At 72.0% G+C, this 25219-nt stretch carries 25 protein-coding genes and 1 tRNA gene; 13 read left to right on the top strand and 13 right to left on the bottom strand.

All coding sequences use genetic code 11. The annotated features are described in order from the left end of the window. The first annotated feature begins 30 nt into the window (after positions 1-30). The gene (locus AC1ROW_RS02710) at positions 31-1419 is read left to right on the top strand and encodes an MFS transporter (RefSeq protein ID WP_493017323.1); all 1389 of its coding nucleotides are present in this window, start codon (positions 31-33) and stop codon (positions 1417-1419) included. 6 nt (positions 1420-1425) lie between these two features. Here AC1ROW_RS02710 and AC1ROW_RS02705 read toward each other — a convergent pair whose 3' ends face one another. After that, positions 1426-2262, bottom strand: coding sequence for a UbiA family prenyltransferase (locus tag AC1ROW_RS02705; protein ID WP_493017322.1), 837 nt, complete (start codon positions 2260-2262; stop codon positions 1426-1428). Between the two features lie 122 nt (positions 2263-2384). On the opposite strand from AC1ROW_RS02705, the gene AC1ROW_RS02700 reads away from it, so the two are divergent. Then, positions 2385-3548, top strand: coding sequence for a glycoside hydrolase family 3 N-terminal domain-containing protein (locus AC1ROW_RS02700; RefSeq protein ID WP_493017321.1), 1164 nt, complete (start codon positions 2385-2387; stop codon positions 3546-3548). An 18-nt stretch (positions 3549-3566) separates the two neighbouring features. Here AC1ROW_RS02700 and AC1ROW_RS02695 read toward each other — a convergent pair whose 3' ends face one another. Further along, complete coding sequence (locus AC1ROW_RS02695; protein WP_493017320.1) at positions 3567-4451, bottom strand: hypothetical protein; 885 nt, start codon at positions 4449-4451, stop codon at positions 3567-3569. A 205-nt stretch (positions 4452-4656) separates the two neighbouring features. Between AC1ROW_RS02695 and AC1ROW_RS02690 the strand changes: the two genes are divergently transcribed. Continuing rightward, positions 4657-5208 carry a YceI family protein gene (locus tag AC1ROW_RS02690; RefSeq protein WP_493017319.1) on the top strand — a complete coding sequence of 184 codons (552 nt, stop codon included), beginning with the start codon at positions 4657-4659 and terminating at the stop codon, positions 5206-5208. A gap of 110 nt (positions 5209-5318) precedes the next feature. On the opposite strand, the gene AC1ROW_RS02685 is transcribed toward AC1ROW_RS02690, so the two are convergent. The 5 genes from AC1ROW_RS02685 to AC1ROW_RS02665 all read right to left on the bottom strand — a co-directional run bounded on the left by AC1ROW_RS02685 (position 5319) and on the right by AC1ROW_RS02665 (position 12430). Further along, positions 5319-8711, bottom strand: coding sequence for an error-prone DNA polymerase (locus tag AC1ROW_RS02685; RefSeq protein ID WP_493017318.1), 3393 nt, complete (start codon positions 8709-8711; stop codon positions 5319-5321). An 86-nt stretch (positions 8712-8797) separates the two neighbouring features. Beyond that, a complete protein-coding gene (locus tag AC1ROW_RS02680) occupies positions 8798-10369 on the bottom strand; it encodes a DNA polymerase Y family protein (RefSeq protein WP_493017317.1) in 1572 nt (523 codons plus the stop codon). Beyond that, the gene (gene imuA' / locus AC1ROW_RS02675) at positions 10370-11065 is read right to left on the bottom strand and encodes a DnaE2-dependent mutagenesis accessory factor ImuA' (protein WP_179606148.1); all 696 of its coding nucleotides are present in this window, start codon (positions 11063-11065) and stop codon (positions 10370-10372) included. Between the two features lie 148 nt (positions 11066-11213). Next, entirely contained in the window at positions 11214-12065 is an 852-nt protein-coding gene (locus AC1ROW_RS02670; protein ID WP_493017316.1) for a DUF3097 domain-containing protein, read from the bottom strand. 74 nt (positions 12066-12139) lie between these two features. After that, on the bottom strand, positions 12140-12430 hold the full coding sequence (locus AC1ROW_RS02665; protein ID WP_493017315.1) for a DUF6504 family protein: 291 nt from the start codon (positions 12428-12430) through the stop codon (positions 12140-12142). A 102-nt stretch (positions 12431-12532) separates the two neighbouring features. Between AC1ROW_RS02665 and AC1ROW_RS02660 the strand changes: the two genes are divergently transcribed. Continuing rightward, positions 12533-13033, top strand: coding sequence for a DUF1707 domain-containing protein (locus tag AC1ROW_RS02660; RefSeq protein WP_493017314.1), 501 nt, complete (start codon positions 12533-12535; stop codon positions 13031-13033). Between the two features lie 18 nt (positions 13034-13051). Here AC1ROW_RS02660 and AC1ROW_RS02655 read toward each other — a convergent pair whose 3' ends face one another. The 5 genes from AC1ROW_RS02655 to AC1ROW_RS02635 form a co-directional block, all read right to left on the bottom strand. Then, entirely contained in the window at positions 13052-14152 is a 1101-nt protein-coding gene (locus AC1ROW_RS02655) for a VIT1/CCC1 transporter family protein (protein ID WP_493017313.1), read from the bottom strand. Next, complete coding sequence (locus tag AC1ROW_RS02650; RefSeq protein WP_493017312.1) at positions 14149-14913, bottom strand: helix-turn-helix transcriptional regulator; 765 nt, start codon at positions 14911-14913, stop codon at positions 14149-14151. Before AC1ROW_RS02650 ends, AC1ROW_RS02655 begins: the two co-directional genes overlap by 4 nt. Continuing rightward, the gene (locus AC1ROW_RS02645) at positions 14796-15128 is read right to left on the bottom strand and encodes a helix-turn-helix domain-containing protein (RefSeq protein ID WP_493017311.1); all 333 of its coding nucleotides are present in this window, start codon (positions 15126-15128) and stop codon (positions 14796-14798) included. The genes AC1ROW_RS02650 and AC1ROW_RS02645 overlap by 118 nt, the downstream gene beginning before the upstream one ends. Positions 15129-15167: 39 nt before the next feature. Next, the gene (locus AC1ROW_RS02640; protein WP_493017310.1) at positions 15168-16136 is read right to left on the bottom strand and encodes a cation diffusion facilitator family transporter; all 969 of its coding nucleotides are present in this window, start codon (positions 16134-16136) and stop codon (positions 15168-15170) included. 88 nt (positions 16137-16224) lie between these two features. After that, positions 16225-16309 (bottom strand) — tRNA-Leu (locus AC1ROW_RS02635). 124 nt (positions 16310-16433) lie between these two features. Here AC1ROW_RS02635 and AC1ROW_RS02630 point away from each other — a divergent pair. Then, positions 16434-17759, top strand: coding sequence for a M20/M25/M40 family metallo-hydrolase (locus AC1ROW_RS02630; protein WP_493017309.1), 1326 nt, complete (start codon positions 16434-16436; stop codon positions 17757-17759). Positions 17760-17769: 10 nt separating this feature from the next. Further along, positions 17770-18633, top strand: coding sequence for an undecaprenyl-diphosphate phosphatase (locus AC1ROW_RS02625; RefSeq protein WP_493017308.1), 864 nt, complete (start codon positions 17770-17772; stop codon positions 18631-18633). Between the two features lie 51 nt (positions 18634-18684). On the opposite strand, the gene AC1ROW_RS02620 is transcribed toward AC1ROW_RS02625, so the two are convergent. Continuing rightward, positions 18685-19626 (bottom strand): proteasome assembly chaperone family protein, encoded by a 942-nt coding sequence (locus tag AC1ROW_RS02620; RefSeq protein ID WP_493017307.1) that lies wholly within the window; start codon positions 19624-19626, stop codon positions 18685-18687. Between the two features lie 89 nt (positions 19627-19715). On the opposite strand from AC1ROW_RS02620, the gene AC1ROW_RS02615 reads away from it, so the two are divergent. From AC1ROW_RS02615 to tatA, 7 genes are all read left to right on the top strand, one after another. Beyond that, positions 19716-20423, top strand: coding sequence for an HAD family hydrolase (locus tag AC1ROW_RS02615; protein WP_493017306.1), 708 nt, complete (start codon positions 19716-19718; stop codon positions 20421-20423). Beyond that, on the top strand, positions 20420-21478 hold the full coding sequence (locus tag AC1ROW_RS02610; RefSeq protein WP_493017305.1) for a tRNA (adenine-N1)-methyltransferase: 1059 nt from the start codon (positions 20420-20422) through the stop codon (positions 21476-21478). The genes AC1ROW_RS02615 and AC1ROW_RS02610 overlap by 4 nt, the downstream gene beginning before the upstream one ends. Positions 21479-21545: 67 nt before the next feature. Continuing rightward, positions 21546-22466, top strand: a complete 921-nt coding sequence (locus AC1ROW_RS02605; RefSeq protein ID WP_493017304.1) for an FKBP-type peptidyl-prolyl cis-trans isomerase — start codon at positions 21546-21548, stop codon at positions 22464-22466. 20 nt (positions 22467-22486) lie between these two features. Further along, a complete protein-coding gene (locus AC1ROW_RS02600) occupies positions 22487-23551 on the top strand; it encodes a helix-turn-helix transcriptional regulator (protein WP_493017303.1) in 1065 nt (354 codons plus the stop codon). Then, entirely contained in the window at positions 23544-24518 is a 975-nt protein-coding gene (locus AC1ROW_RS02595) for a helix-turn-helix transcriptional regulator (protein WP_493017302.1), read from the top strand. Before AC1ROW_RS02600 ends, AC1ROW_RS02595 begins: the two co-directional genes overlap by 8 nt. A gap of 9 nt (positions 24519-24527) precedes the next feature. After that, positions 24528-24878 carry a hypothetical protein gene (locus AC1ROW_RS02590; RefSeq protein ID WP_493017301.1) on the top strand — a complete coding sequence of 117 codons (351 nt, stop codon included), beginning with the start codon at positions 24528-24530 and terminating at the stop codon, positions 24876-24878. A 2-nt stretch (positions 24879-24880) separates the two neighbouring features. Then, a complete protein-coding gene (tatA, locus tag AC1ROW_RS02585) occupies positions 24881-25177 on the top strand; it encodes a Sec-independent protein translocase subunit TatA (protein ID WP_493017300.1) in 297 nt (98 codons plus the stop codon). Positions 25178-25219: the final 42 nt, after the last annotated feature.

Genomic DNA, 25219 nt, shown 5'->3' with positions numbered 1-25219 from the left:
GATGCGCACGCCCGGACGTTGAATGAGCACATGGCCACCGAGAAGATGACGTCCCTGCAGCTGCGCGTCCTCCTGATCGCGATCCTGGCCAGCTTCGTGGCGTTCCTCGACGGCGCCGTCATCAACGTGGCGCTGCCCGCGATCGACCGGGAGCTCGGCGGCGGACTGCCGCTGCAGCAGTGGGTGGTGGACGCGTACCTCGTGACGCTCGGCTCGCTCATCCTGATCGCCGGGTCGCTCTCGGACGTGTTCGGGCGCAAGCGCATCCTGTACGTCGGGCTGATCGGGTTCGCGATCACGTCGCTGCTGTGCGCGTTCGCGCCGAGCGGGGTGTTCCTGGTGCTGTCGCGCGCCCTCCAGGGCGTGGCGGGGGCGCTGCTGGTGCCGTCGTCGCTGGCGATCATCATCTCCCGGTTCGAGGGCCCGGCCCAGGCCAAGGCGATCGGACGCTGGACGGCGTGGACCGGCATCGCCATGATCGCGGGCCCGGTGGTCGGCGGCTTCTTCGTGGACGCGCTGTCCTGGCGCTGGGTCTTCGTCATCAACGTGATCCCCATCGCAGTGACGCTCGTCCTCATGTGGACGCTCGGCTCCACCGACAAAGGAACGGGCGGCCGCGTCGACATCCTGGGCGCTGTGCTCGGGTCGGTGGGTCTGGCCGGCACGGTGTTCGCGCTCATCGAGCAGGGCGCCTACGGCTGGGGGAGTCCGCGGGTCTGGATCCCGTTCGTGGTCGGCGTCCTCTCGCTGGCCGGCTTCTTCTTCGCCGAGACGCGCGTGAAGCAGCCGATGCTGCCGCTCGGCCTGTTCTCGGTGCACAACTTCTGGGTGGGCAACCTCGCCACGGCGTTCGTCTACGGCGCCCTGTCGTTCGGACCGCTCATGGTGACGCTGTTCCTGCAGCAGGTCGCCGGGTTCTCGGCGTTCGTCGCAGGCTTCGTGTTCATCCCCTCCACGCTGTGCATGCTGCTGCTGTCGAGCTTCTTCGGTGGGCTGGCCGGCAAGTACGGTCCCCGGTTCTTCATGGCGGTCGGTCCGATCGTCGCGTCGGTCGGCTTCCTGTGGCTGCTGATGATCGGGTCGGCCGTGAGCTACTGGCTCGAGCTGCTGCCCGCCGTCCTGCTCTTCGGCGTCGGCCTCTCGATGACCGTCGCGCCGCTGACCAGCGCGATCCTGGGCTCCATCCACCCGGGCCAGGCGGGGATCGGCTCCGCGGTGAACAACGCCGTCGCCCGCATCGCCGGACTCCTCACCGTGGCGATGGCCGGCATCGTGGTCGGCCAGAAGCTGGACGTGAACGGGATGCACCGGGCGATGCTCGCCACCGCCGGCCTCCTCATCGTGGGCGGGGTGGTGTCCGCCATCGGCATCCGCAACCACGAGCCGGCGGCCGAGCCGATCGCGACCGCTGTCGAGTAGGCTCCGTCACCCCGCGACGATGGACTGGCCGCCCAGGGCCAGCATCGCGACATCCACGAGGGCGCAGGTCATGATGAGCTGCATGAGCAGGCGGGTCGGGCTGCGCCGCAGCAGCAGCACGACGCCCGCGGCCACCGCCGCCAGCCCGATCACCAGGCCGACGGCGAGCAGCGGGCGCACCGGGAGGCCGGGCCCGAACGTGATCAGTACGGTCGCGACGGCGAGACAGCCGAAGGCGAGGAGGCCGCTGGCACGCGCGCCGAGGCGGTGCGGGAGCCCGCGGATCCCGGTGCGGGCGTCGTCGGCGAGGTCGGGCAGCACGTTGGTGACGTGCGCGGCGACGCCGAGCAGCGCGCCCGCGGCGAGGACCCACGGCGCCGGCCACGCCGGGCGCTCCTGGCCGAGCGTCGCGATCGCCGGGAGGAGCCCGAAGCTCACGGCGAACGGGACGAAGGAGGCGGCGGTCGACTTGAGCCCGAGGTTGTACGCCCAGCCGCCGGCGATGGCGACGGCGTGCGCGATCAGCGCGCCGAGGCCGAGCAACGCCGTGACCGCCAGTGCGAGGCCGAGCGCGACGAACGCGGACGCGCGCACGAGAGCGGGGGGCACGTCGCCGCGGGCCGCCGGCTTGTCCGCGCGCGCGACCTCCCGGTCGCGGGCCGCGTCCAGCCAGTCGTTGGACCAGCCGATGGAGAGCTGGCCGAACAGGATCGCGAGCGCCAGGACGACGAGCCGGCCGGGTGGGTAGCCGAGGCCGATCCCGAGACCGGCCGCCACGACGGTCACCACCGCGGTCGGGCCCGGGTGGCTGGCGAGCAGCAGCGAGATCGGCTTGGACGCCATCCCGCCATCGTAGGGCGGCGGGGCCCGGAACGGCGACGGCGCTCGGAGGGACCGCCGGACGCTCCGAGGGGATGTCAGGCGCTCGGAGGGACCGCCAAGGGGGCGAGGGCTACCATCGGGGGATGCGCCGCGCCCGATGGACGACGGCCGCCGCCCTCCTGGTGCTCGCGACGACGCTGGGCGGGTGCGCGGCCAGCGGTTCGGCGCACCCTCGACAGGCCGCACCGAGTCCGTCGGCGACTGCGCGGACCGCTGCTCCCGCCGCGGACCCGGTTCAGGGCTACGCGGACGAGCGGCTGCAGAACCTGACGCTCCGCCAGAAGGTGGCGAGCCTGTTCATGCTGCACGCGCCGGGAACCGATCCTGCGGCGCTGCGCGCGTTCGTCGACCGCTACGGGCTGGGCGGCGTCATCCTGATGCCGGACAACATCCCGGCGACGCCGTCGGCGCTCGCGGCGGAGACCGCGGCGACCCGCGCCTCCGACCCCGGGCTTCCTCCGCTGATCGGGATCGACGAGGAGGGCGGCGATGTCACCCGGTTGCCGTGGGACCGCCAGCCCGGTGCGCGGACCCTGCGGTCGATGCCGCCCGCGGCGACCCAGCAGGCGTTCGCGCAGCGCGCGGCGCTGCTGAAGCAGGCCGGCGTGAACCTCAACTTCGGAACCATCGCGGACGTGACGGCCGACCCGCGGTCGTTCATCGCCGACCGGATCCTCGGGACCGATCCCGCGTCCGCCGCCGCCCGCGTCGGCGCGTCCGTCGCGGGGGAGCGCGGCGCCGTGCTGAGCACCCTCAAGCACTTCCCGGGCCACGGCGAGACGGACGCCGACTCGCACCACACCGTCCCGACCGCCGCGGTCGACCATGCCCGCTGGGCCGCTCAGGACGCGCCGACGTTCCGGGCCGGCGTCGCCGCGGGCGCCGAGGTGGTGATGTTCGGACACCTCGCGTACAGCGGGGTGGACGCCGCGCCCGCCTCCCTGTCGCCGACCTGGCATCGCATCCTGACCGACGAGCTCGGCTTCCACGGCGTGAGCGTCACCGACGACCTGCGGATGCTGCAGGACACCGGGCTGCCCCAGTACCAGGACGCGGGCGCGAACGCGGTGGCAGCGATCGCGGCGGGCAACACGATGGTGTTGATGATCCAGGGCGCCGAGGACCCGGACGCCCTCATCGACGCGGTGGTGGCCGCCGTGCACGACGGGCGCATCCCGACGACGCAGGTGGATGCGGACGCCAGAGCACTGCTGGTGCTGCGGCGGTCGCTCGCCGTGCACGGCTGACCGGTTTCTTGCGGACCCCTAGTAGGCGATGCTCCACTGGGCCGTATACTTCGGGAACCGCGGGAACGACCAGACGAAGTACGCCGTTCCTCCGGGGCTCGACGCGCTCGTCAGCTTCGTGCGGACGGCGGGGACGACGTTCATCAAGCCGAGTCCGCCGCCGGCCCGGGTCGTGCCCTCCTGATACGTGCCGCCGATGGGCAGACCGGAGAACGGGAAGCCGTTCCGCTGCTGCCAGGCGAGGCGGTCCTCTCCCGTCGTCTGGACCGTCAGCTTCCACTCGATGCTGCCGCTGATCGGCCCCGGATCGTCGAAGTGGCCGCTGAAGAGCGTGCCGGCGGGCGTGAAGGTGTTCGAGGCCAGCGTGGAGCGGTACAGCCACTCGCCGCTCCAGGAATCGACGATCACGCCGTTCGCGCCGGTGCTGCGGATGCCGGAGGACGTGGTCGGGTTCAGGGTGTTGGCGGAGCTCCTGACGCCGAACGGGGCATTGCGGGCCATGAAGAACCGACCGTCGTCGAACGTCACCCGGAGGATCGTCGTGGCGGGGATGTAGCCGGGGGAGGCGACGGTGATGACGGTCGTCCCGTTGGCGTCCCTCCCGGTCACCGGGATGGTCACCCGGTTCGTGCCTCCGGTGGGCACGAGGGTGGGGCCGTCGACGATGCCAGCGGTGCCGTAGCGGACGCTGAGGGTGTCCGGGAGCCGTTCGCCCGGCGGGACGGTGAGCTGGACGACGAGGTTCGCGGTGTAGCCGCTGCCGATCAGATCCTCCGGGTCGATGAAGGCGATGACGCCGACGGCGGAAGCCGCGTGGGCTGGGGAGGCCGTGGCGAGCGCGATCGCCGGAGCGGACCAGGCGGCCGCGCCGACGATGGCCCTGCGTGTGAGCGTGGTGGTCATGGGTTGGGTTCCTCCTGCTTTCGATACGGATGAGTAAAACCAGAGAAAATGGTATGCACTGAAATGTTGACGCGAATCGGTCGAGGGGATGAACATTGGTGTCGTGTCAACTTTTTTGGCCGGATCCGGAATAGGCTCGTGATCTATGCGGTTGCATGCACCTGACAGCGTCCGATCGCATCCCAACCGACTCAAGGAGAACCGAATGAGCATCGACATCCCCGGATACAAGGCCGGCACCTGGACCATCGACCCCACCCACAGCGAGGTCGGCTTCAGCATCCGTCACCTCATGATCAGCAAGGTGAAGGGCGTGTTCGAGAACTTCGACGCGTCGTTCGTCACCGCCGAGAACCCTCTGGAGTCGACCGTCTCCGCGAAGGCCCACGTGGCCTCCATCAACACCAAGAACGCCGACCGCGACGCGCACCTGCGCACCGGCGACTTCTTCCTCGCCGAGGAGTTCCCGACCATCGACTTCGTCTCCACCGGCGTGCGCCACGAGGACGGCGAGTTCCTCGTCGACGGCGACCTCACGATCAAGGGCGTGACCAAGCCGGTCACGTTCGAGTTCGACTTCGGCGGCTTCGGCCAGGACCCGTACGGCAACTACAAGGCCGGCGCGACCGCCAAGACCAAGATCAACCGCGAGGACTTCGGCCTCACCTACAACGCGGCGCTCGAGACCGGCGGCATGCTGCTCGGCGACGACGTCACCATCACCCTCGAGCTGCAGGCCGTCCTCAACCAGGCCTGACCCGCTCCTCCCTCCGCCGCAAACCGCCGAGTACGCGAATAGTCCGCGTACTCGGCGGTTTTCGCATGATTATTCGCGTACTCGGCGGTGTGCGGGTGGATGCGTGGGGGTCAGCGGAAGTCGCGGGAGGTGGTGCGGATGGCGGTGTCGAGGGGTTCGAGGCGGTCGGCGAGCACGTTGACCACGCCCTCCTCGCTGCGCTCCAGGATGCCGCGCACGATCATCGCGGGCGCCTGCCTGGCCACCCGGCGGTAGCGGTTCCACACCCCGACCGGGCAGATGACGTTCACCAGGCCCGTCTCATCCTCCAGGTTGAGGAAGGTCACCCCCGCGGCCGTCGCCGGCCGCTGCCGGTGGGTGACCACGCCGCCCACCTCAATGCGGCGCCCGGACTCCGCCGCCGCCAGGGTGTCGGCCGCGCGCACGCCGCGTGCCGCCAGGGCCGGCCGCAGAAACCGGATCGGGTGGTCGTCGGTGGAGATCCCGGTGGCCCACAGGTCGCTCGCGAGCTGCTCGGCCGGGGAGAGCATCGGCAGCAGTGGCGGCTGCACCGTGATCGCGGTGCCCGCCAGGTACTCCGGGCGCTCCTGGGCGGCGTTCCCGGCCTCCCAGATCGCCTGGCGCGGGGACAGCCCGAACCCCTCGAAGGCGCCGGCCGCGGCGAGCGCCTCCAGCTGCGTCACCGTCAGCCCGACCCGGCGGGAGAGGTCGCTCAGATCGCGGTACGGCCCCGAGGCCTCCCGCTCGGCCACGATCTTCCCCGCGAGCGTCTCGCCGATGGAGGTCACGCCCGCCAGGCCCAGCCGGACGGCGTGCCCGGCGTCGCGGCGGTGGGCGGCGAAGTCGAGCGGCACGCTGCGATCGAAGCTGCCGACCGGAGGCTGGTCGTGCTCCAGGCACGGGTCGGTGCCGGTCGGCCCCTGCCGCGTCGGGTCGATGGCCTCCAGGAGCGGGAACACCCCGGAGAGCTGGATGTCCGGCCGGCGCACCACCACGCCGTGCCGCCGGGCGTCGGCCGTGAGCGTGCGCGGCGAGTAGAACCCCATCGGCTGCGCGCGCAGCAGCGCCGCGAGGAACGCGCCGGGGTAGTGCAGCTTCATCCACGAGCTGACGTACACCAGCAGCGCGAAGCTGATCGCGTGGCTCTCGGCGAAACCGAAGTTGGCGAACGCTTCGATCTTCTCGTAGATGGCGTCGGCGTCGGCCCCGACGATCCCGTTGTGCGCCATCCCCTCGTAGAGCTTCGCCCGCAGCGCGCCGATCTTCTCGATGCCGCGCTTGGAGCCCATCGCCCGGCGCAGCAGGTCGGCGTCCTCCGCGGTGCAGTCGCCAACGGCGACGGCCATCTGCATGAGCTGCTCCTGGAACAGCGGGACGCCCATCGTCCGCTCCAGCACCGGCACCAGCGCGGGGTGCAGGTAGGTGACCGGTTCCTTGCCGAGCTTGCGGCGGATGTACGGGTGCACGGCGCCGCCCTGGATGGGCCCGGGCCGGATCAGCGCGATCTCGATCACGAGGTCGTAGAAGCTGCGCGGCTGCAGGCGTGGCAGCGTGCCGATCTGGGCGCGGCTCTCCACCTGGAACACCCCGATCGAGTCGGCGCGGCAGAGCATGTCGTAGACGCCCTGCTCCTCCTTCGGGATGCTGTCCAGCGTCCACGACTCGCCGAGCGACGCCTCGATGGTGCGCATCGAGTAGTCGAGTGCGGAGAGCATCCCGAGCCCGAGCAGGTCGAACTTGACCAGGCCCATCCAGGCGCAGTCGTCCTTGTCCCACTGCAGCACGGTGCGGCCCTCCATGCGGGCGTGCTCGATCGGGCAGACCTCGCCGACGGGCCGGTCGGTGAGCACCATCCCGCCGGAGTGGATGCCGAGGTGCCGCGGGAACTTCAGCACCTGCTGGGCGAGATCGACGACAGCCTCCGGGATGTCGTGCTCGTCGGTGGTGGTGACCTTGCTCCACGAGTCGATCTGCTTGCTCCAGGCGTCCTGTTGCCCAGTGGAGTGGCCGAGCGCCTTCGCCATGTCTCGCACGGCGTTCTTGGGCCGGTAGGTGATGACGTTGGCGACCTGGGCGGCGTTGTGCCGGCCGTACTTCGCGTAGACGTACTGGATGACCTCCTCGCGCCGGTCGGAGTCGAAGTCGACGTCGATGTCCGGCTCCTCCTCGCGCATGGAGGAGAGGAAGCGCTCGAACGGCAGGTCGTACTTGATCGAGTCCACCGCCGTGATCCCGAGCAGGTAGACCACCGCCGAGTTCGCCGCCGAGCCGCGGCCCTGGCAGAGGATGCCGCGGCTGCGGGCGAACCGCACGATGTCGTGGACGATGAGGAAGTAGCCGGGGAAGTCCTTCGCCTCGATCACGTCCAGCTCGCGCTCGATGCGCTCCCGCTTTGCCGGGTTGCTGTCGAGGTCGGGGTAGCGCTCGGCGGCGCCGCGCCAGGTCAGCTCGCGCAGCCAGCTCATCGGGGTGTGGCCCTCCGGGACCTCCTGCTGGGGGAGCTTCGGCCGGGCGCTGCGCAGCCGGAACGCCAGGTCGTCGGCGATGTCGGCGGTGCGCTCGACCGCGCCGGGGTAGCGGGCGAACCGGGCGGCCATCTCCCGGCCGCTGCGCAGGTGGGCGGCGGCGGAGGCGGGCAGCCAGCCGTCCATCTCGTCCAGGCTGCGGCGGGCGCGCACCGCCGAGACCGCCGTCGCGAGCGGGTACTGGGCGGGCGTGGCGTAGTGGACGTTGTTGGTGGCGACGACCGGGAGGCCGAGCCGGCCGGCGATCCTGGCCAGCACGTCGTTGTCGGTGCTGTCGCGCGGGCCGCCCTGGTCGATCAACTCCACCAGCACGTTGTCGTGGCCGAACAGCTCGGCGAGGCGGGCGACCTCCCGCTCGGCTGCCCGCTCGCCGTGCTCGGCCAGCGCGAGGCGCACGTCGCCCTTGCGGCAGCCGGTGAGTACCATCCACTCGCCGCCGGACTGCTCGGCGAGGGTCGGGAGGTCGTACACCGGGCGGCCCTTCTCCTCACCGGCGAGCTGGCCGGCGGTGATGGCGGCGGCGAGCCGGTGGTAGCCGGACTGCTGCCGGGCGAGCAGGACGAGGTGGCTGCCCTCCGGGTCGGCCTCGCCGTTCTGCGGCCGGCTGAGCGAAAGCGACAGTTCGGCGCCGAACACGGTCTTGACGCGCTCGTACGCCTCGGCGGCCTCGGCGAGGCGGACCACGCCGTACAGGCCGTCGTGGTCGGTGAGGGCGAGGCCGTGCAGGCGCAGCCGGGTGGCCTCCTCCAGCAGCTCCTCGGGCGCGCTGGCGCCGTCGAGGAAGCTGAAGGTGCTGTGCGCGTGCAGCTCGGCGTAGCGGACGTGCCCTTCGTCCGGCTCTTCGGGCATCGGCTGCGCGACGTACTTCTGCCGCTTGCGGGAGGACGGCCGCTCCGGCTGCTCCTGCTCGCTCGTGCGCCGCCCGCTCAGCCGCCGCTCGAACTCGGCCCACGGGATCGGCGGATTATTCCACCCCATCGCGCGCCCCTCCCCGCATCCACGTGGCAGAACACGCCGTCTGGAGGTCGGGCCACGCGGCATGTCCTGCCAGGTGGACGCGCGCGCTAGTCATAGCGGGCCTCGGCGAACCAGGTGGTGCCGGTGAGGGCGAGCAGCCAGGCGGTGCCGTCGGCGTCGACCAGCTGGAAGCGGTGCATGGCGCGCGCGAGCGTCGCGTCCCACCAGCGCTCGCGCACCGGCCACGGGCCGGCCCAGGAGTCGACCGGCCGGGCGTCCCGGGCGGCGCCGGTGGGGGAGAACGACGCGATCGGCGCGGTGACGTCGCCGCGGTCGGTGACCTCCACCGGCTCGCCGGCCGCGTTCAGCACCGCCACCGGCCGCGGCACCTCGAACACCGTGGAGGGCGCGGGCGCCGGCAGCGAGCCCGGCCAGGGCCGGTCCGAGCGGGCGACGCCCACCGGCCGGTCGCCCCACGGCACGAGCACCTGCCGGTCGGACAGCGCCCGGCCGCCGCCGATCGTCGCGGTGACGACGGCGTCGTGGCCGAGCATCCCCTGCACGCGGGTGAGGCCGTGGTGGATGCGCTCGTCCGCGCCGCCGCCCCACAGGCCGTCCTCGTGGTGGCCGATGTCGTCGACGGCCTCCGGCGCCACGGCGACCTTCGCGATCGGGGAGGCCAGCCCGGAGTCGATGGAGCCGGCGCCCTGCAGCTGCCAGCGCACCCGGTCGACCACGTCGGAGGCCGAGAACAGCCGGGGGTGCTGCCAGCTCCGTTCGCTCACCCTCCCGCGCTCGTCGGTCACCTCGATGCGCAGCGACGTGCACACCAGCCCGGCCTTGGTGAGCCCGGCCACGAACTGCTCGGCCGTACCGCGGAACGCGAAGGTCACCTGGTCGACCCGGTCGAGGGGAGGCTCGAACTCGATCGCCCGGTCGAGCACCTTCGGCGGGGTGCGCGGCACCACGGCGGCGCCGTCCATCCCGCTGGCCAGGTCGTGGGCGTGCTCGCCGCGCTCCCCGAACCGCTCCCGGACGTCCAGCCGGTCGAGCCGGGCCAGGTCGCCGAGGGTGCGCAGGCCCAGCCGGCGCAGCAGCGGGGTGAGCTCGGTGAGGCCGAGCTGGGCGACCGGCAGCGGGGCGAGGAAGGCGGGGGAGCCGCCGGGCGGGACGATGCGGACGCGCGACGCGGGCCCGGTGGAGCGCGCCGCCTGCTCGGCGGCGAACGGCCCGTCGGCGATCCCGATCCGCACGTCGTCGAGCGCGAGCCCGGTCACGTCCTCCAGCCCTGCCAGGCAGCGCAGCAGCTCAGCCGCCGCTGCCTCCTCGCCGCCGTAGTAGCGCGCCGGCCCCCGCGCACGCAGGACGCAGGTGCCCGGCCGCACCGCCTGGACGCCCGGGGTGATCTCCTCGATCGCGGTCAGCACCGGTTCGAAGGCGCGCGCGTCCAGCACCGGGTCGTAGAGGACGATCTCCAGCTGCGGGCAGCGCGACTGCGCCTCCCTGACCCGGAGCCCGCGGGTGACGCCGTCGGCGCGGGCGTGCGCGGAGCAGGCGAACACCATCCCCTTCTCGACCAGCGCCAGCGGCACGTCTGCGGGCAGCTCGAGGCGCTGCCGGGCGGCGATGACCGGCCAGTCGGGGCACCAGAGCACGATCGCGCGGGTGACCTGGCGCATCTAGCTCACCGCCTCCAGGCGCGTGGGGGCGGAGGCGCGGAACGTCTCGTCGACTGCCGGCAGCCAGAGCTCGGCGCGGCGCCGCGGGCCGGCCCCGCCGCGGGGTGCGGCCTCCACGGTCACCCGCCGGGAGGAGAGGTAGCCGGCGCCGGCGCCCAGGCCGTCCCAGCCGCTGCGGACGACGGAGAGCGCCGCCTCCGCCTGCGGCCAGTCGCCGGCGACGACGAGCGTGGCCTCCCGCTGCCGCAGCCGCGCGGTCAGTCGCGCGACGTCGCCGCTCTTCGGCCGTTCCGGGGGCGCGACGGCGATCACGCCGAGCACGTCCGCCATCGCGGCGGTGACGGTCAGCCACTGCGGCCCGGGATGCGGCACCAGCACGAGCCGCTCCAGGTCGATGCCGAACCGGCCGGCGGCCTCCGCCCCGAAGTCGGGCATCCCGACCACGCCGCACCAGGCGCCCGCGGCGCTCGGCCCAGCGAGCATCGCCATCAGGAGCGTGGTGGAGCCGTGCACCGTGTAGGCGGCGCCGGCCTTGAGCGCGCCGCCGGGCAGTAGCGCGGCCAGCGCGGGATGCGTCTCCAGCCGCCGCGCGTCCAGCTTGGTCGCCTGCATCTGCCGGATGCGCGACTGCAGCTCGTGCACCTGCGCCCGGTCGGCGACCGGGTCGGGGAAGGTGCGTGCGACTGCCAGGGACATACGTCTATTTTCGAACACATGTTCGAATACCGCAAATGGATTCTGGGTCGAAAATACGCCGATGCGCCAACAGGAGAAACGGCCCGGAACTCCTGCCGGGCGTCGTTCCGCAGGAGTTCAGGCGCGTGTCGCGGCGGAATCTCCTGCGCTACGCGCGGGGGAGGGGTTCTGTTACGAAGTCGATGAGTTGCTCTACGCGGCCGAGGAGGGCGGGTTCCAGGTCGGCGTAGGTTCGCACCTGGCCGAGGATCCGCTTCCACGCCCGGGCGATGTCGGCCTGGGTGTCGTGGGGGAGGCCGAGCGCGGCGCAGATGCCGTGCTTCCACTCGATGGAGCGTGGGATCGACGGCCACGCCTCCAGCCCGACCCGCGCCGGCTTCACGGCCTGCCAGATGTCGATGTAGGGGTGGCCGACCACGAGGACGTGCGCGCCGTACGGCCCGCGCGCGACCTGTTCGGCGATCCGGCTCTCCTTGGAGCCCGGCACCAGGTGGTCGACCAGCACACCGATACGCCGGCCGCGGTCGGGGGCGAACTCGCGCACGATCGCGTCCAGGTCGTCGACGCCCTCCAGGTACTCCACGACGACGCCCTCCACCCGGAGGTCGTCACCCCAGACGCGCTCCACCAGTTCGGCGTCGTGGCGGCCCTCCACGAAGATGCGGCTGGCGCGGGCGACGCGCGCCTTCTGCTCGCCGACCGCGAAAGAGCCGGAGGCGGTGCGCCCCCGGCCGGCAGGCGCGCGGCCCGGCACGACGAGCTTCACGGGCTCCCCGTCGATGAGGAAGGCCGCCCCCAGCGGGAACACGCGCTTCGCCCCGAAGTAGTCCTCCAGCTCGACGGTCTGCGCCTCCAGCCGCACGATCGCGCCGCAGAACCCGGTGCCGGCCTCCTCGACCACCAGGTCCCGCACGGCCTCCACGGTCGGCACGGCCTTCCGTCCGGTGTTCCTCCAGTCGGTGGCCAGCACATCGGATCCGTAGCGGTCGTCGTTCGTCACGTTGAGAGAGGGTAGGGGATGGGCGGGGCCGGGTGGCGGAGGCTCCCCGGGCGAGGGCTGGATGCGGTCGCCCGTCAGTCGAAGATCCGCACCAGCCGCCAGCTCCGGTCGTCGGCGTCGTGCCGCACGTCGAACACGTGGGCCACCCCGCCGTCGCTTGTCGCCTGGAACCGCCAGCCGCCGATCTCCCTCGGGAGTGCCCCGACCCCGTAGCGGTGCTCGCCGAAGGGCTTCCACCACGGGCAGATCTCCGCCCACACCGTCGGGGTGTCGCTCACCCGGTAGCGCGTGGAGCGCCAGACCAGGCGGGTCGGGATGCCGTCCTCGGTGGTCCACACGGCCACCGCCTCGTCGATGTCGGTCATGAGCGCGGGTTCCTCTCGATCGAACGTATGTTCGAATGCAAGTGTAAACCTGCGCACCGACGGAGCGCACCAGGGATACGGTCGTACTGCCATACTGACCGCATGACAGACTTCGGGGATCCGTCGAACGCGTCGCTGCGCCTCAGCAACGACGAACGGGAGCGCGCCGTCGCCGCGCTGCAGTCGCACGCCGCGCAGGGGAGGCTGAGCGAGGCCGAGTTGCAGTCGCGCATCGCGTCCGCGCGGTCCGCCGTCACCCGCGGCGACCTGCAGCCGCTGTTCACCGACCTGCCGGGAGTGCTGCATCTGGACGGCGCCGGGGGCCCGGACTCCGCTCCGCCCGGACCGGCGGCCGCCGCGTGGCAGGCGTCGCAGCCCGGCCCGAGCCCGTGGGGCTACCCGCCCGCGCCCGGTGAGCACGGCCGGCCGATCACCCGCTGGGGGGTGCTCGTGGTCTCGGTCATGCCGTTCGTCGCCGTCATCCTGTTCTTCCTGACCGGGATGGCGTGGGGCTACGCCTACAGCTGGCTGTGGTTCCTGCTCATCCCGCTGGCCGGCGCGCTGGTGTACGGCGTCGACGGGGGAGACCGCAGGCGGCGCTGAGCCGCACCACCGAGGGCGTCAGCCGACCGTCGCCCCGAACAGCAGCCCCAGCAGGTACGTCGCGGCCGCGGCCCCGTACCCGATCGCGAGCTGCCGCAGCGCCCGCTTGAGCGGAGAAGCGCCCGACAGCAGTCCGACGATCGCGCCCGTCCCCAGCAGCACGAGGCCGACGAGCACGGCGGCGACCACGATCGCCGCCGTGCCGGTCAGCCCGAACAGGAACGGCAGGATCGGGATGAGCGCACCGGAGGCGAAGAAGCAGAAGCTCGACACGGCGGCGCTCCAGCCGTTGCCGACGGCCTCGTGCTCGTCCTCCACGGCACCCGGCACCGCCACCGGCGATGTGTAGGCGCCGAGCGTCGTCAGCACCTCATGGGCGTGCGCCTGCGCCTCCGTCTGGTCCATACCGCGGGCCCGGTAGACGAGGGTCAGCTCGTTCGCGTCCACATCCAGGTGGGAGAGCGCGGAACTGGTGGCCGGGTTCGGGCTGGAGGCCTCCAGCAGCTCGCGCTGCGACCGAACCGAGACGTACTCGCCGGCGCCCATCGACAGTGCGCCGGCGAGGAGGCCGGAGATGCCGGTGAGCAGCACGACGTGGCTCGGCACCCCGCTCGCCGCGACGCCGAGCACGAGCGCCAGGTTGCTGACCAGGCCGTCGTTGGCGCCGAACACGGCCGCGCGGAACGTGCCGGAGAGCCGCTGCCGGCCGCGGGCGGCGAGCGCGCGCACGACTTCCTCGTGCACCTGCTCGTCCGCCGCCATCTGGGGTGTGGCGTCCGCGTCGTCCGCGTACGGGGACCGTGCCTCCGCCCGCTGCGCCAGCGCGAGCACGAAGACCGAGCCGAACCGGCGCGCCAGGAAGCCGAGCATCCGGGTGCGGATGTCGCCGCGCAGCGGGCGGCCGACCTGGTCGCCGAGGAGGTCGAGCCAGTGCTGCTCGTGGCGGCGCTCGGCCTCGGCGAGCGCGAGCAGGATCTCCCGCTCCTCGCCCTCCCGGCGTCCGGCGAGGTCGCGGTAGACGGCGGCCTCGGCGCGCTCGTCGGCCAGGTACTGCCGCCAGCGCTTGATGTCGGCGTGCGTCGGGGCGGGGGGATTCGAGGCGGGCTGGGGGGTGCTCATCGGGTGACGAGTCTACCGGCCGCCGCGAAACGGTCGCCCCAGACGGCGGCCAGCTCCCGCACCTCTGCGGGCCCGTCGATCGTGAAGGGCGCGGCGACCGCGGCGAGGCCGAACAGCGCCCACTCGGCGGAGTCCGCCGTGATCCGCACCCGGGTGCGGGCCGTGCCGTCCTCCGCCGGGGCCTCCGGCTCGGCCTCCACCCAGCGCCCGATCGCCCGCTCAACCTCGGCGAGCGGAGCCGCGATCACCGCGTCCACGACCAGGGACTCCACGGCCCCGGCGAGCGATGCGCGCACGTACTCGGCGGCGTCGGCGGCGGGCAGCGTCCGCGGCCGGAAGCGCGCCCCGGTCGGCCGGGCCCCGGTCATCCGGTCCAGCCGGAAGCTCCGCCAGTCGAACCGGCCAAGGTCGTACGCCACGAGATACCAGCGCCGTCCGACCGAGACCAGCCGGTGCGGCTCCACGGTGCGCTCGGAGGCGGCCCCGTCGCGGCGCACATAGGAGAACACCAGTCGCTCCTCATCCCGGCAGGACTGCGCCACTACGGTCAGGAGTTCGGCGTCCACCACCGGACCGGGCGCCAGCTCGGAGGCGAGCGTCGCGACGCGCAGGGCGTCCACCCGGCGGCGCAGCCGTGGCGGCATCACCTGCACGACCTTCGCGAGCGCCCGGACGGACGCGTCGGCGACCCCGGCGACGCCGCTCTGCGCGGCGGTGCGCAGGCCCACCGCGAGCGCCACGGCCTCCTCGTCGTCGACCACGAGCGGCGGCAGCGACGCTCCGGGGGCCAGCTGGTAGCCGCCGGCGACCCGCGCATGGCGTCGACCGGATAGCCGAGGTCGCGCAGCCGCTCCACGTCGCGGCGGAGCGTTCGCGGAGACACCTCCAGCCGGTCGGCGAGCTCCTGGCCCGGCCAGTACCGGTGCGTCTGCAGGAGCGACAGGAGTTGGAGGGTGCGGGATCCCGTGCTGGCCATGCCCCCAGTGTGCCGCTGAATGCGGTCGGGATGTGGCCGCTATCGCTGTTCGAGGGCGTGCGCGTCGCGAGGCAGCAGGGCGGGCGCACCCCGCCGCGACAGGGTGAGCACCGCTTCCGCGACGTGCTCGTTGCGTTCGATGTCCTGCTCGACGTCGTACAGATCGTCCGCGACGTCGGATTCCGGGTCGTCGCCGATGAGGTCGACGGCCGCGACGAGGAAGACGCGCTCCGGCCCGACGTACTCCAGGTGGAGGTAGGTGACCCGCTCGACCTGCGGATGCTGCAGAAGCGACACGAGCGCCGCCTGGTTCACCCGGTCCGGCGCCGGCTCCCCGAGAAGGAAGCGCCGGTTGCGATCGATCAGCACGACCGCCACGACCGCGAGCAGGACGCCGACGAGGATGGAGCCGACCGCGTCGTACACGGCGTTCCCGGTGAGCTCATGGAGGAGCACGCCGAGGAACGCGATGACCAGCCCGATCAGCGCGGCCGCGTCCTCCGCGACGACCGCCCGCAGCGTCGGATTGGAGGTGCTGAGGATGTGCTCCAGCGTGCCGGTTTCGCGTTCGACCGCCGTCGACCTGGCCTGGCCGAAGGACTGCACGAAGGAGAAGCCCTCGAACACGAAGGCGACGGCGAGCACGATGTAGTTGATCAGGTAGTCGGTGTCCGGCTCTCCGGTGCCGAGCTGGGAGAAGCCGTGCAGGATCGAGACGACCGCGCCCGCCGTGAACAGTCCCACCGCCGCGAACAACGACCACACATAGGCCTCTCGGCCGTAGCCGGTCGGGTGGAGGTCGTCCTGCGGGCGGCGCGCGCGGCGCTCGGCCTGGAGCAGGAAGACCTCGTTTCCGGAGTCCGCCCAGGAGTGCGCCGCCTCCGCGACCATCGACGCGGACCCGGTGATCACCGCCGCGACGGTCTTCGCGAGCGCGACGACGATGTTCGCGCCGAGCGCGAGGAGGACCGTGAGCAGGCTCTGCTGAGAGCGCTTCGGGTTCGCCATGCACGCCACAGTAGAAGGGCCAGAGGAAAAGAAGAAGGACTCCGGGGGAAACACGAAGGCCCCGATCTCTCGATCGGGGCCTTGCCGGTGTCCGAGGGGGGACTTGAACCCCCACGCCCTATACGGGCACTAGCACCTCAAGCTAGCGCGTCTGCCATTTCCGCCACCCGGACGGGTGTTTCCGGCCGCCGAAGCTTCCGGCTGCCGAAGAAAGACACTAGCACGAAACCGACCCCCGCTCTGACATCGTCGCACACCCCGGGCGTGGCGGGGCGGCCCGCCCGGTAGCGTGGGGGGATGACCGACTCCACCGACACCGGGCCTGACGAGACCGAGCTGGACGAGACCGCCATCATCGCGCGCGACCTCATCCGTTTCGACACCACGAACTTCGGCGAGGGCCGGTCCAACGGCGAGACCGAGGCGGCCGAGTACGTTGAGGCACGGCTGAGCGCGCTGGGGCTCGCCCCGCAGGTCTTCGAGTCCGACCCGGGCCGGGCGAGCGTCGTCGCCCGGGTGGAGGGTCGCAACAGCGCCAAGCCCGCCCTCGTCGTGCACGGCCACCTGGACGTCGTCCCCGCCGACCCGCGCAACTGGTCGGTGGATCCGTTCGGCGGCGTGGTCAAGGACGGCCTGCTCTGGGGCCGCGGCGCGGTCGACATGAAGAACATGGATGCGATGATCCTGACCGCTGTCGGCGACATCCTCGGCGCGGGGGAACAGCCCGAGCGCGACCTGGTGCTCGCGTTCTTCGCCGACGAGGAGGACGGCGGCCGGCGCGGCTCGCACTTCCTGGTGGACACCCAGCCGCAGCTCTTCGCCGGCGCCACGGAGGCGATCAGCGAGGTCGGCGGCTACTCCATCGACCTCGGCGGCCGGCGCGCGTACCTGCTGCAGACGGGGGAGAAGTCCCTGGTCTGGATCAAGCTGATCGCCCGCGGCCGCGCCGCCCACGGTTCCCGGCTCATCAAGGACAACGCGATCACGAAGCTCGCGGAGGCGGTCGTCGCGATCGGCCGCCGCGAGTGGCCGATCCAGCTTACCGACACCACGACCCGGCTGATCGCGGAGCTCGGCCGGCTGCTCGACGTCGATCCCGAGCGGGTCGGCCCCGACGAGGTGGTGCTCCGCACGGGGACGGCTGCGGGCTTCATCCTGGCGACGTTGCGGGCGACCAGCAACCCGACGCTGCTGGAGGCCGGCTACAAGCACAACGTCATCCCGGACACGGCGGAGGCGCTCATCGACATCCGCACGCTGCCGGGCGACGAGGACCGGGTGCTCGCGGAGGTGCGCGAGCTGATCGGCGACGACGTGGAGATCCAGGTCATGCACCGCGACATCGGCCTCGAGGCGGAGTTCGGAGGCGAGCTGGTCGACGCCATCACCGGCACGCTGGAACGGCACGACCCGGGCGCTCCGGTACTGCCGTACCTGCTCTCCGGAGGCACCGACAACAAGGCGCTCAGCCGGCTCGGGATCACCGGGTACGGCTTCGCTCCGCTGCGGCTGCCGAGCGATCTCGACTTCCCCGGGATGTTCCACGGGGTCGACGAGCGGGTGCCGTTGGAGGCACTAGGGTTCGGGAGGTCCGTCCTGCGCGACCTCCTGCGCAGCTACTGAAAGAGCCTTCGTGGAATTCCTCAACGCCCTCATCCTGGGTGTCGTCCAGGGACTCACCGAGTTCCTGCCGATCTCCTCCAGCGCCCACATCCGCATCGTCGGGACGCTGCTGGGAACCGGAGCAGACCCCGGCGCCCGCTTCACCGCGATCATCCAGCTCGGCACCGAGGCGGCGGTGCTGCTGTACTTCTGGCGCGACATCGCCCGCATCGTCACCCGATGGTTCCAGGCGCTGCTCGGCCGCATCACGCGGAACGACCCCGATGCCCGGATGGGCTGGCTGGTGATCGTCGGCAGCGTGCCGATCGTCGTCCTCGGGCTGCTTTTCCAGGACGCGATCGAGACCACCTTCCGGTCGCTCTGGATCGTCGCCACGACGCTGATCGTCTTCGGCGTCCTGCTTGGGATCGCCGACCGGGTGGGGGCGAAGACCCGGCGGCTGCGCGAGCTCACCTGGGGGCATGGGATCATCTTCGGTTTCGCCCAGGCGCTCGCCCTGATCCCCGGCGTCTCGCGCTCGGGCGGCACCATCACGGCCGGGCTGTTCATGGGCTACCAGCGCCGCGCCGCCGCCCGCTACTCGTTCCTGCTCGCGATTCCCGCGGTCTTCGGCAGCGGCCTCTACCAGCTCTATAAGGCGTTCAAGGAGCCGTGCTCGGCGGCGCTCGAGGCCGCGGGCACGTGCACCCCGGAGCTCTTCGGCCCGGTCGAGACGGCCGCCGCGACGGTCGTCTCGTTCGTGGTCGGGCTCGTCGTGATCGCCTTCTTCATGGGCTACATCTCACGGCGCAGCTTCCTGCCGTTCGTGATCTACCGGATCGCGCTGGGCGGCCTGCTGATGGTGCTGCTGGGGACGGGCGTGCTGGAGGCCTGACCGGGCAGACGCGCCCGGGCACCCGGGCGCGCGGGTGAAGTCCCGCGCTATTCAGCCCCGGCGCGGGTCGTCGCCCGCTTTGCCGTCGCGGCCGTCGCGTCCGTCCCGCCCGTCGCCGCGGCGGCGGAGGTACCGCTCGAACTCCTGGGCGATCGCCTCTCCGCTCGCCTCGGGCGAGTCCACGGTGTCGCGTGCCTGCTCGAGCTGCTGGATGTAGGCGGCCATCTCCTCGTCGTCGGAGGCGAGGGCGTCGATCCCGGCCTCCCAGGCGGCGGCCTCCTCGACCAGCGATCCGCGCGGGATGGTCACGTCGACCAGTTCCTCGAGCTTGTCGATGAGCGCGAGCACCGCCTTGGGGCTCGGCGCGTTGTGCACGTAGTGCGGCACGGAGGCCCAGATCGAGATGGTCGGGATGCCGACGTCCTCCGCGCCCTCGGCGAGCGCGCTGAGGATGCCGACGGGCCCCTCGTAGGTGGAGCGCTCGATCCCGAGCTCGGCGCGGACGGCGGCCGACTCGCTGGTGGCGAAGACCGAGATCGGCCGGGTGTGCGGGACGTCGGCCAGCATCGCGCCGAGGAAGACGATCACGCCGATGTCCTCCGCGAGCGCGGCGTCCATGATCTCGGCGGTGAAGCTGCGCCAGCTCCGCGAGGGCTCGGTGCCGAGCAGCAGGAAGATGTTGCCGGAGTTGTCCCCGGTCACGTCGAGCTCGGCGTCGCCGGCGAGCGCGTCGCCGACGCGCCCGGGCCGGGCGGGGCCCATCACGACCGCGGACGGCCAGACCAGGCGGCGGCGGCCGTCGTCGTCGGTGACGACCGGACGGTTGAACTGGAAGTCGAAGTAGAGTTCGGGGTCCACCTCGGCGATCGGGACGACGTCGAGCTGCTCCTTGAGCGTCTTGACGGCGCCGCTGGCGGCTTCGCCTGCGTCGTTCCATCCTTCGAAGGCCACCACCAGGATGCGCCCGCCGAGGATGTTCTTCGCGTCAGTCACGTGGCCTACTCGTCCTCTCGTCGGCGAGCCGGTCGGCCGCCGTTCCCACCAGGATAGGCCCCGAGCCCGCCACGATAGACTTGCCGGTCGTGACCGATCTGACCACGCACCCGCTGCCGGCCGCTGTCTTCTGGGACATGGACGGCACCCTCGTCGACACCGAGCCGTACTGGATGGCCTCCGAGCAGGAGCTCGTCGGCTCGTTCGGGGGTACCTGGACGCACGACGACGGGCTGCTGCTGGTGGGCCTGGGGCTGTGGAACTCGGCCGAGATCCTGCGCTCGCGCGGCGTCGCGATGCATCCCGACGAGATCGTGCACTGGCTGACCGAGCGCGTGCGGCAGCGGCTGGCCGACCAGGGCGTGCCGTGGCGTCCCGGCGCGCGCGAGCTGCTCCGGTCGCTGCGCGACCGGGGCGTGCGCACCGCGCTGGTCACCATGTCGGTCCGCAGCATGGCCGAGCAGATCGTCGCGGCGATCCCGTTCGACGCCTTCGACGTCATCGTGAGCGGCGACGAGGTCACCGACCCCAAGCCGCACCCGGCCCCGTACCTGCGCGCCGCCGAGCTGCTGGGCGTCGCACCCGGCGAGACAGTGGCCATCGAGGACTCGCTGGTCGGGCTGTCCTCGGCCGTGGCCTCCGGCGCGGCGACGATCGGCGTGCCGCACATCGTCCCGCTGCCGGAGTCGGACGAGCACACACTGTGGGCGACGCTGGAGGGCCGCACGGCCGAGGACATCGCGGCCGTCGCCGCCGGGCGGCGCGCCGCCGCTACCGATCAGGAGGACCCCCGATGACCGCCGAGAACACGTCGGGCGAAGGCCGCAGGAACTCCGGCCCGTTCAGGGTGGGCGACCGCGTCCAGCTGACCGGGCCCAAGGGCCGGATGAACACGATCACCCTGGAGCCGGGCAAGCTCTTCCACAGCCACCGCGGAGTGCTCGCGCACGACGCGATCATCGGCCTGCCGGACGGCTCCGTCGTCGTCAACAACGCCGGCGTCGAGCACCTGGCGCTGCGCCCGCTGCTCAACGACTTCGTGATGTCGATGCCTCGCGGCGCGGCGATCATCTACCCGAAGGACGCCGCGCAGATCCTCGCGCTGGCCGACATCTTCCCCGGCGCGACGGTCGTGGAGGCCGGCGTCGGCTCCGGCGCCCTGTCGCTGTGGCTGCTCCGCGCGATCGGGCCGGAGGGCCGGCTGCTGTCGTTCGAGCGCCGCGAGGAGTTCGCCGACGTGGCGCGTGCCAACGCCGCGACGTTCCTCGGCGCCGACCCGTCGAACTGGACCGTCACCGTCGGCGACCTCCAGGAGGAGCTGACCGCCGCCGTCGAGCCCGCGAGCGTCGACCGCGTCGTGCTCGACATGCTCGCGCCGTGGGAGACCCTGGACGCCGTCACCGCAGCGCTCAAGCCCGGCGGTGTCGTGCTCTGCTACGTCGCGACCGTCACGCAGCTCTCGCGCGTCGCCGAGGCGATCCGGGCGACCGGCGACTACACGCACCCGCAGTCCAGCGAGACGATGGTCCGCGGCTGGCACGTGGAGGGCCTCGCCGTGCGGCCGGACCACCGGATGATCGCGCACACCGGCTTCCTGATCACCGCGCGCCGGCTGGCGCCGGACACCGTCCTTCCGGAGCTCAAGCGCCGGCCCTCGAAGAGCGACTACGACGATGCCGACGTGGAGGCATGGACGCCCGGCGCCCTGGGCGAGCGCCAGTCCAGCCCGAAGAGCCTGCGCAAGCGGATGCGGGAGGCCGAGGCGAGCGCGACGCTGGCCCGCGAGGGCGGCGCGGAGGGCCCGGCAGGCGCCGACGCGCCCGGTGACGAGCGCGACCCGCACGTCGACTAGCATGGTGGAGGTCGCGAGGCGCGCCGCCCGACCCGACACCCCCACCGCTCGCATCGAAAGAGGACCCGTGCGCAGAGCTACCGCACTCGGAAGATCGTCCGTCGCCCTCCTCGCCCTCGGCATCGCCGCCGCGGCGCTGACCGGATGTTCGTCCAACCCGAACGCCGACTGCGGCTCCGCCCTGAAGAGCGGGCAGGCGTCGGATCTGGTGACGGCCACGGGCCCGATCGGCAAGGAGCCCACGATCTCCTTCCCGAAGCCGGTCGACACCACGACCTCCGAGCGCACCATCATCACCACGGGCACCGGCGCCCCGGTCATCAACGGCCAGATGGTGGAGATCCAGTACACCCTGCTCGACGGCCAGTCCGGCCAGGTGGGCGAGAAGAGCAGCTACGGCAGCGACACCACGCCGATCACGATCGGCAACTCCAACGCCGCGATCAGCAACGGCCTGCTCTGCGCGCCGGTCGGCTCGCGGGTCGCCGTCGCGATCTCGCCGAAGGACGCCGGCGGCGCCGGCTCCGGCAACACGACCATCCTCGTCGCCGACATCGTCCACGCCTATCTCCCGGCGGCCAACGGCGAGGTCCGTCCCTCGGTGTCCGGCTTCCCGACCGTGGTGCTCGCTCCGACCGGCCAGCCGGGCATCACGATCCCGTCCTCGGGCGGCGCTCCCAAGACGGTCCGCAGCGAGGTCCTCAAGGAGGGCGACGGCGAGGAGGTCAAGGCCACCTCGCAGGTCGTCCTGCACTACACGGCGGTCGGCTGGGACCAGAAGAACGTCGTGATGAGCAGCTGGCAGAGCAAGTCGCCCGACATCGTCTCGATGAGCACCGGCCAGAGCGCGCTCAACCAGGCGCTCCCGCAGGAGGTCCTGAAGCCGCTGGTCGGCCAGAAGGTCGGCTCGCAGCTCGTCATCGAGGCGCCGGCGAACGGCAATGTGCCGGCCTCCGCCTGGGTGGTCGACATCCTCGGTATCCGCTGAGTCCCGACTAGGATGGTCGGGTGCCCCGATCCTCGTCTTCGCCCGCGCGCGTCCCGGTCGAGGAGCGTCTTTTCAGCCTCGTGCTGGCGCTGCTCGCGACCGAGAACGGCCTGACGAAGAACGAGATCCTCTCGACCGTCCAGGGCTACCGCCAGCGCTACGAGGCGCACGGCGACAACAGCAGCCTGGAGCGCCAGTTCGAGCGCGACAAGGACGACATCCGAGAGCTCGGCGTCCCCCTGGAAACGGTGGAGTCGCCGGATGCCGCTGGCAACAACCAGCTGCTGCGCTACCGCATCCCGAAGGGCGCCTACGACCTCCCGGCCGACGTGGTGTTCTCCCCGGAGGAGATCACGCTGCTCGGGCTCGCCGCCACGGTGTGGCGGGAGGGCTCGCTGTCGGGGGAGTCGCGTCGCGCGCTGATGAAGCTGCGCTCGCTCGGCGTGGAGGCCGACGAGCCGGTGGTCGGCTACGCGCCGCGCCTGCGCGCCCGCGAGAGCGCCTTCGAGCCGCTCAGCCAGGCGCTGGAGCGGAACGCGATCGTCCAGTTCCCCTATCTCAAGCCGGGCGAGAGCGCGTCGCGCGTGCGCACGGTCGCGCCGCTCGCGCTCGTGCAGCACCAGGGCCGCTGGCACCTGCAGGGCATCGACCAGGAGGCCGGCGGCTCGCGCACGTTCCTGCTCTCGCGCATGGTCGGGCCGGTCAAGGTCACGAACCGCACCTTCACGCCAGAGGGCGACGACTTCGCCGAGCGCGCCCTGGAGGACCTGGAGCGGATCTGGGCGGAGAACGTCGCCGAGATCGAGGTGACCGCTGGCACCGACGCAGCGACCCGGCTGCGCAAGCGCTACGGCGACGCCGTGCCTGCTGCGCACGACGGCGCGGCCTTCCGCCTCACGGTCAATTTCTCGGACATCAACATCCTCGCCGACCAGCTCGCGGCCTTCGGCCCGGAGGTGCTGGTGCTTTCGCCGCAGGAGCTGCGCGACAAGGTCGTCGAGCGGCTGGTGACGGTCGCCGAGGCGCACGAGGGCGCTGTGGGCATGGGGGCCGGGGGCGCGGGGGAGGAGCACGGCCGTGGCTGAGCGCAGGCGCCCGATGCAGGCGCAGGACAAGCTGGCTTTCCTGCTCGCGCTGGTCCCGTACCTCATGGACCGCGACCGGGTGACCGTCGCCGAGGCGGCCGAGCACTTCGGGGTGGACGAGGAGAGCATGCGCGACGCCGTGCGGCTGATCGCCGTCTCCGGCGTCCCGGGCGAGACGAACGCCTACCAGCCCGGCGACCTGTTCGACATCTCCTGGGACGACTTCGAGGAGAACGACCGCATCGTCCTGACCCACCAGGTGGCGATCGACGACTCGCCGCGGTTCTCGGCGCGGGAGGCCGCGGCGCTCATCGCCGGCCTCCAGTACCTGACGGCGCTGCCGGAGAACGCCGACCGCGACGTGATCGGCTCGCTGATGGCGAAGCTGGCCCGCGGCGCGTCGGCCGCGCCCAGCCAGGTCGCGGTCGCCCGGTCGGAGTCCGACGAGGCCCTCGCGACCATCCGGGACGCCGTCATCGCCGGGACGCAGCTCGAGTTCGACTACCTCAACTCCCGCGGGGAGCGGGAGCGCCGGAGGGTCGACCCGCTGCGCGTCGAGTCCGTCGACCAGGACTGGTACCTGCGCGGCTGGGACCACCTGCGCACCGCGATCCGCACCTTCCGCCTCGACCGCATCGACGGCCTCGTGGCCACCGCGGAGCCGATCACCTACCGGCCGGGCGATCTCAAGCTGCCGGAGACGCTCTTCGAAGGCACGCCGGAGGACCAGCTCGTCACCGTCGAGGTGTCCGCGTCCGCGATCCCGCTCATCGAGGACTACATCCCGGAGGGCGCCGCACGCGAGGAGCACGACGGCGTGATCCGGACGAGCGTGCGCGTGGCCCACTTCCACGGCCTCAAGCGCCTGGTCGCCGGCCTCGCCGGGGTGCTCACCGTCCTCGATCCTCCCGAGGCACGCCGGATCGTCGCGGACTGGGCCCGTGCGGGCGCGGACCGCTACCGTTAGGCTCCCTGCATGCCGTGGTGGTCGTGGGTCGTGATCTGGGTCGTGCTCGTGCTCGGGCTGCTCGGCATGCTGGCGTTCTTCGCCTGGTGGCTGTTCCGCAAAGCGATGGCGGCCGGGCGTGAGGCGAGCGCGCTCATCGCGAAAGCGGACATCCTCAGCCAACGCTCGGGTGACATGCGGTACGCTGAGTTTCACAGCGCGGTCTTCGCCGACGCTGACGTGCTCCGCGCCGAACGCGAGCAGGCCGTGGCCGACCGTCAGGTCGCACGGCAAGCTCGCAGAGACCGGCGAGTCCGGCGCGGTAAAATACTCGTCAATGCGGATCCGTTCCGCTACTCGTACTTGAACAGAAGGACGTAATCATGCTCGGCGGCCTCACCGGATGGCACCTGCTCATCATTCTCGCGGTCATCCTCCTTCTGTTCGGTGCTCCCAAGCTCCCTGCGCTCGCGAAGAGCGTCGGCCAGTCCATGCGGATCTTCAAGGGCGAGGTCGACGAGATGAAGAAGGACGGCAAGGACGGCGACGCGAACACCGCCGCGAACCCGGGCGCCGACGCGTCGGCCGCCGCTCCGAGCACCCCTGCGCCCTCCGCCGCGGCTCCTGCGGCTCCCGCGGCGCCCAGCACCGACTCGACCGAGTCCAAGCCGAAGCAGTAGCCGCGTGGCCTCCACCAAGCGAGGCAAGAACCGCGAAGGCCG

It is taken from the genome of Leifsonia sp. GW821-FHT13C09, assembly GCF_058806435.1.
Note: the sequence above shows the minus strand (reverse complement) of the source record. Positions and strands in the feature narration are given on the sequence as shown.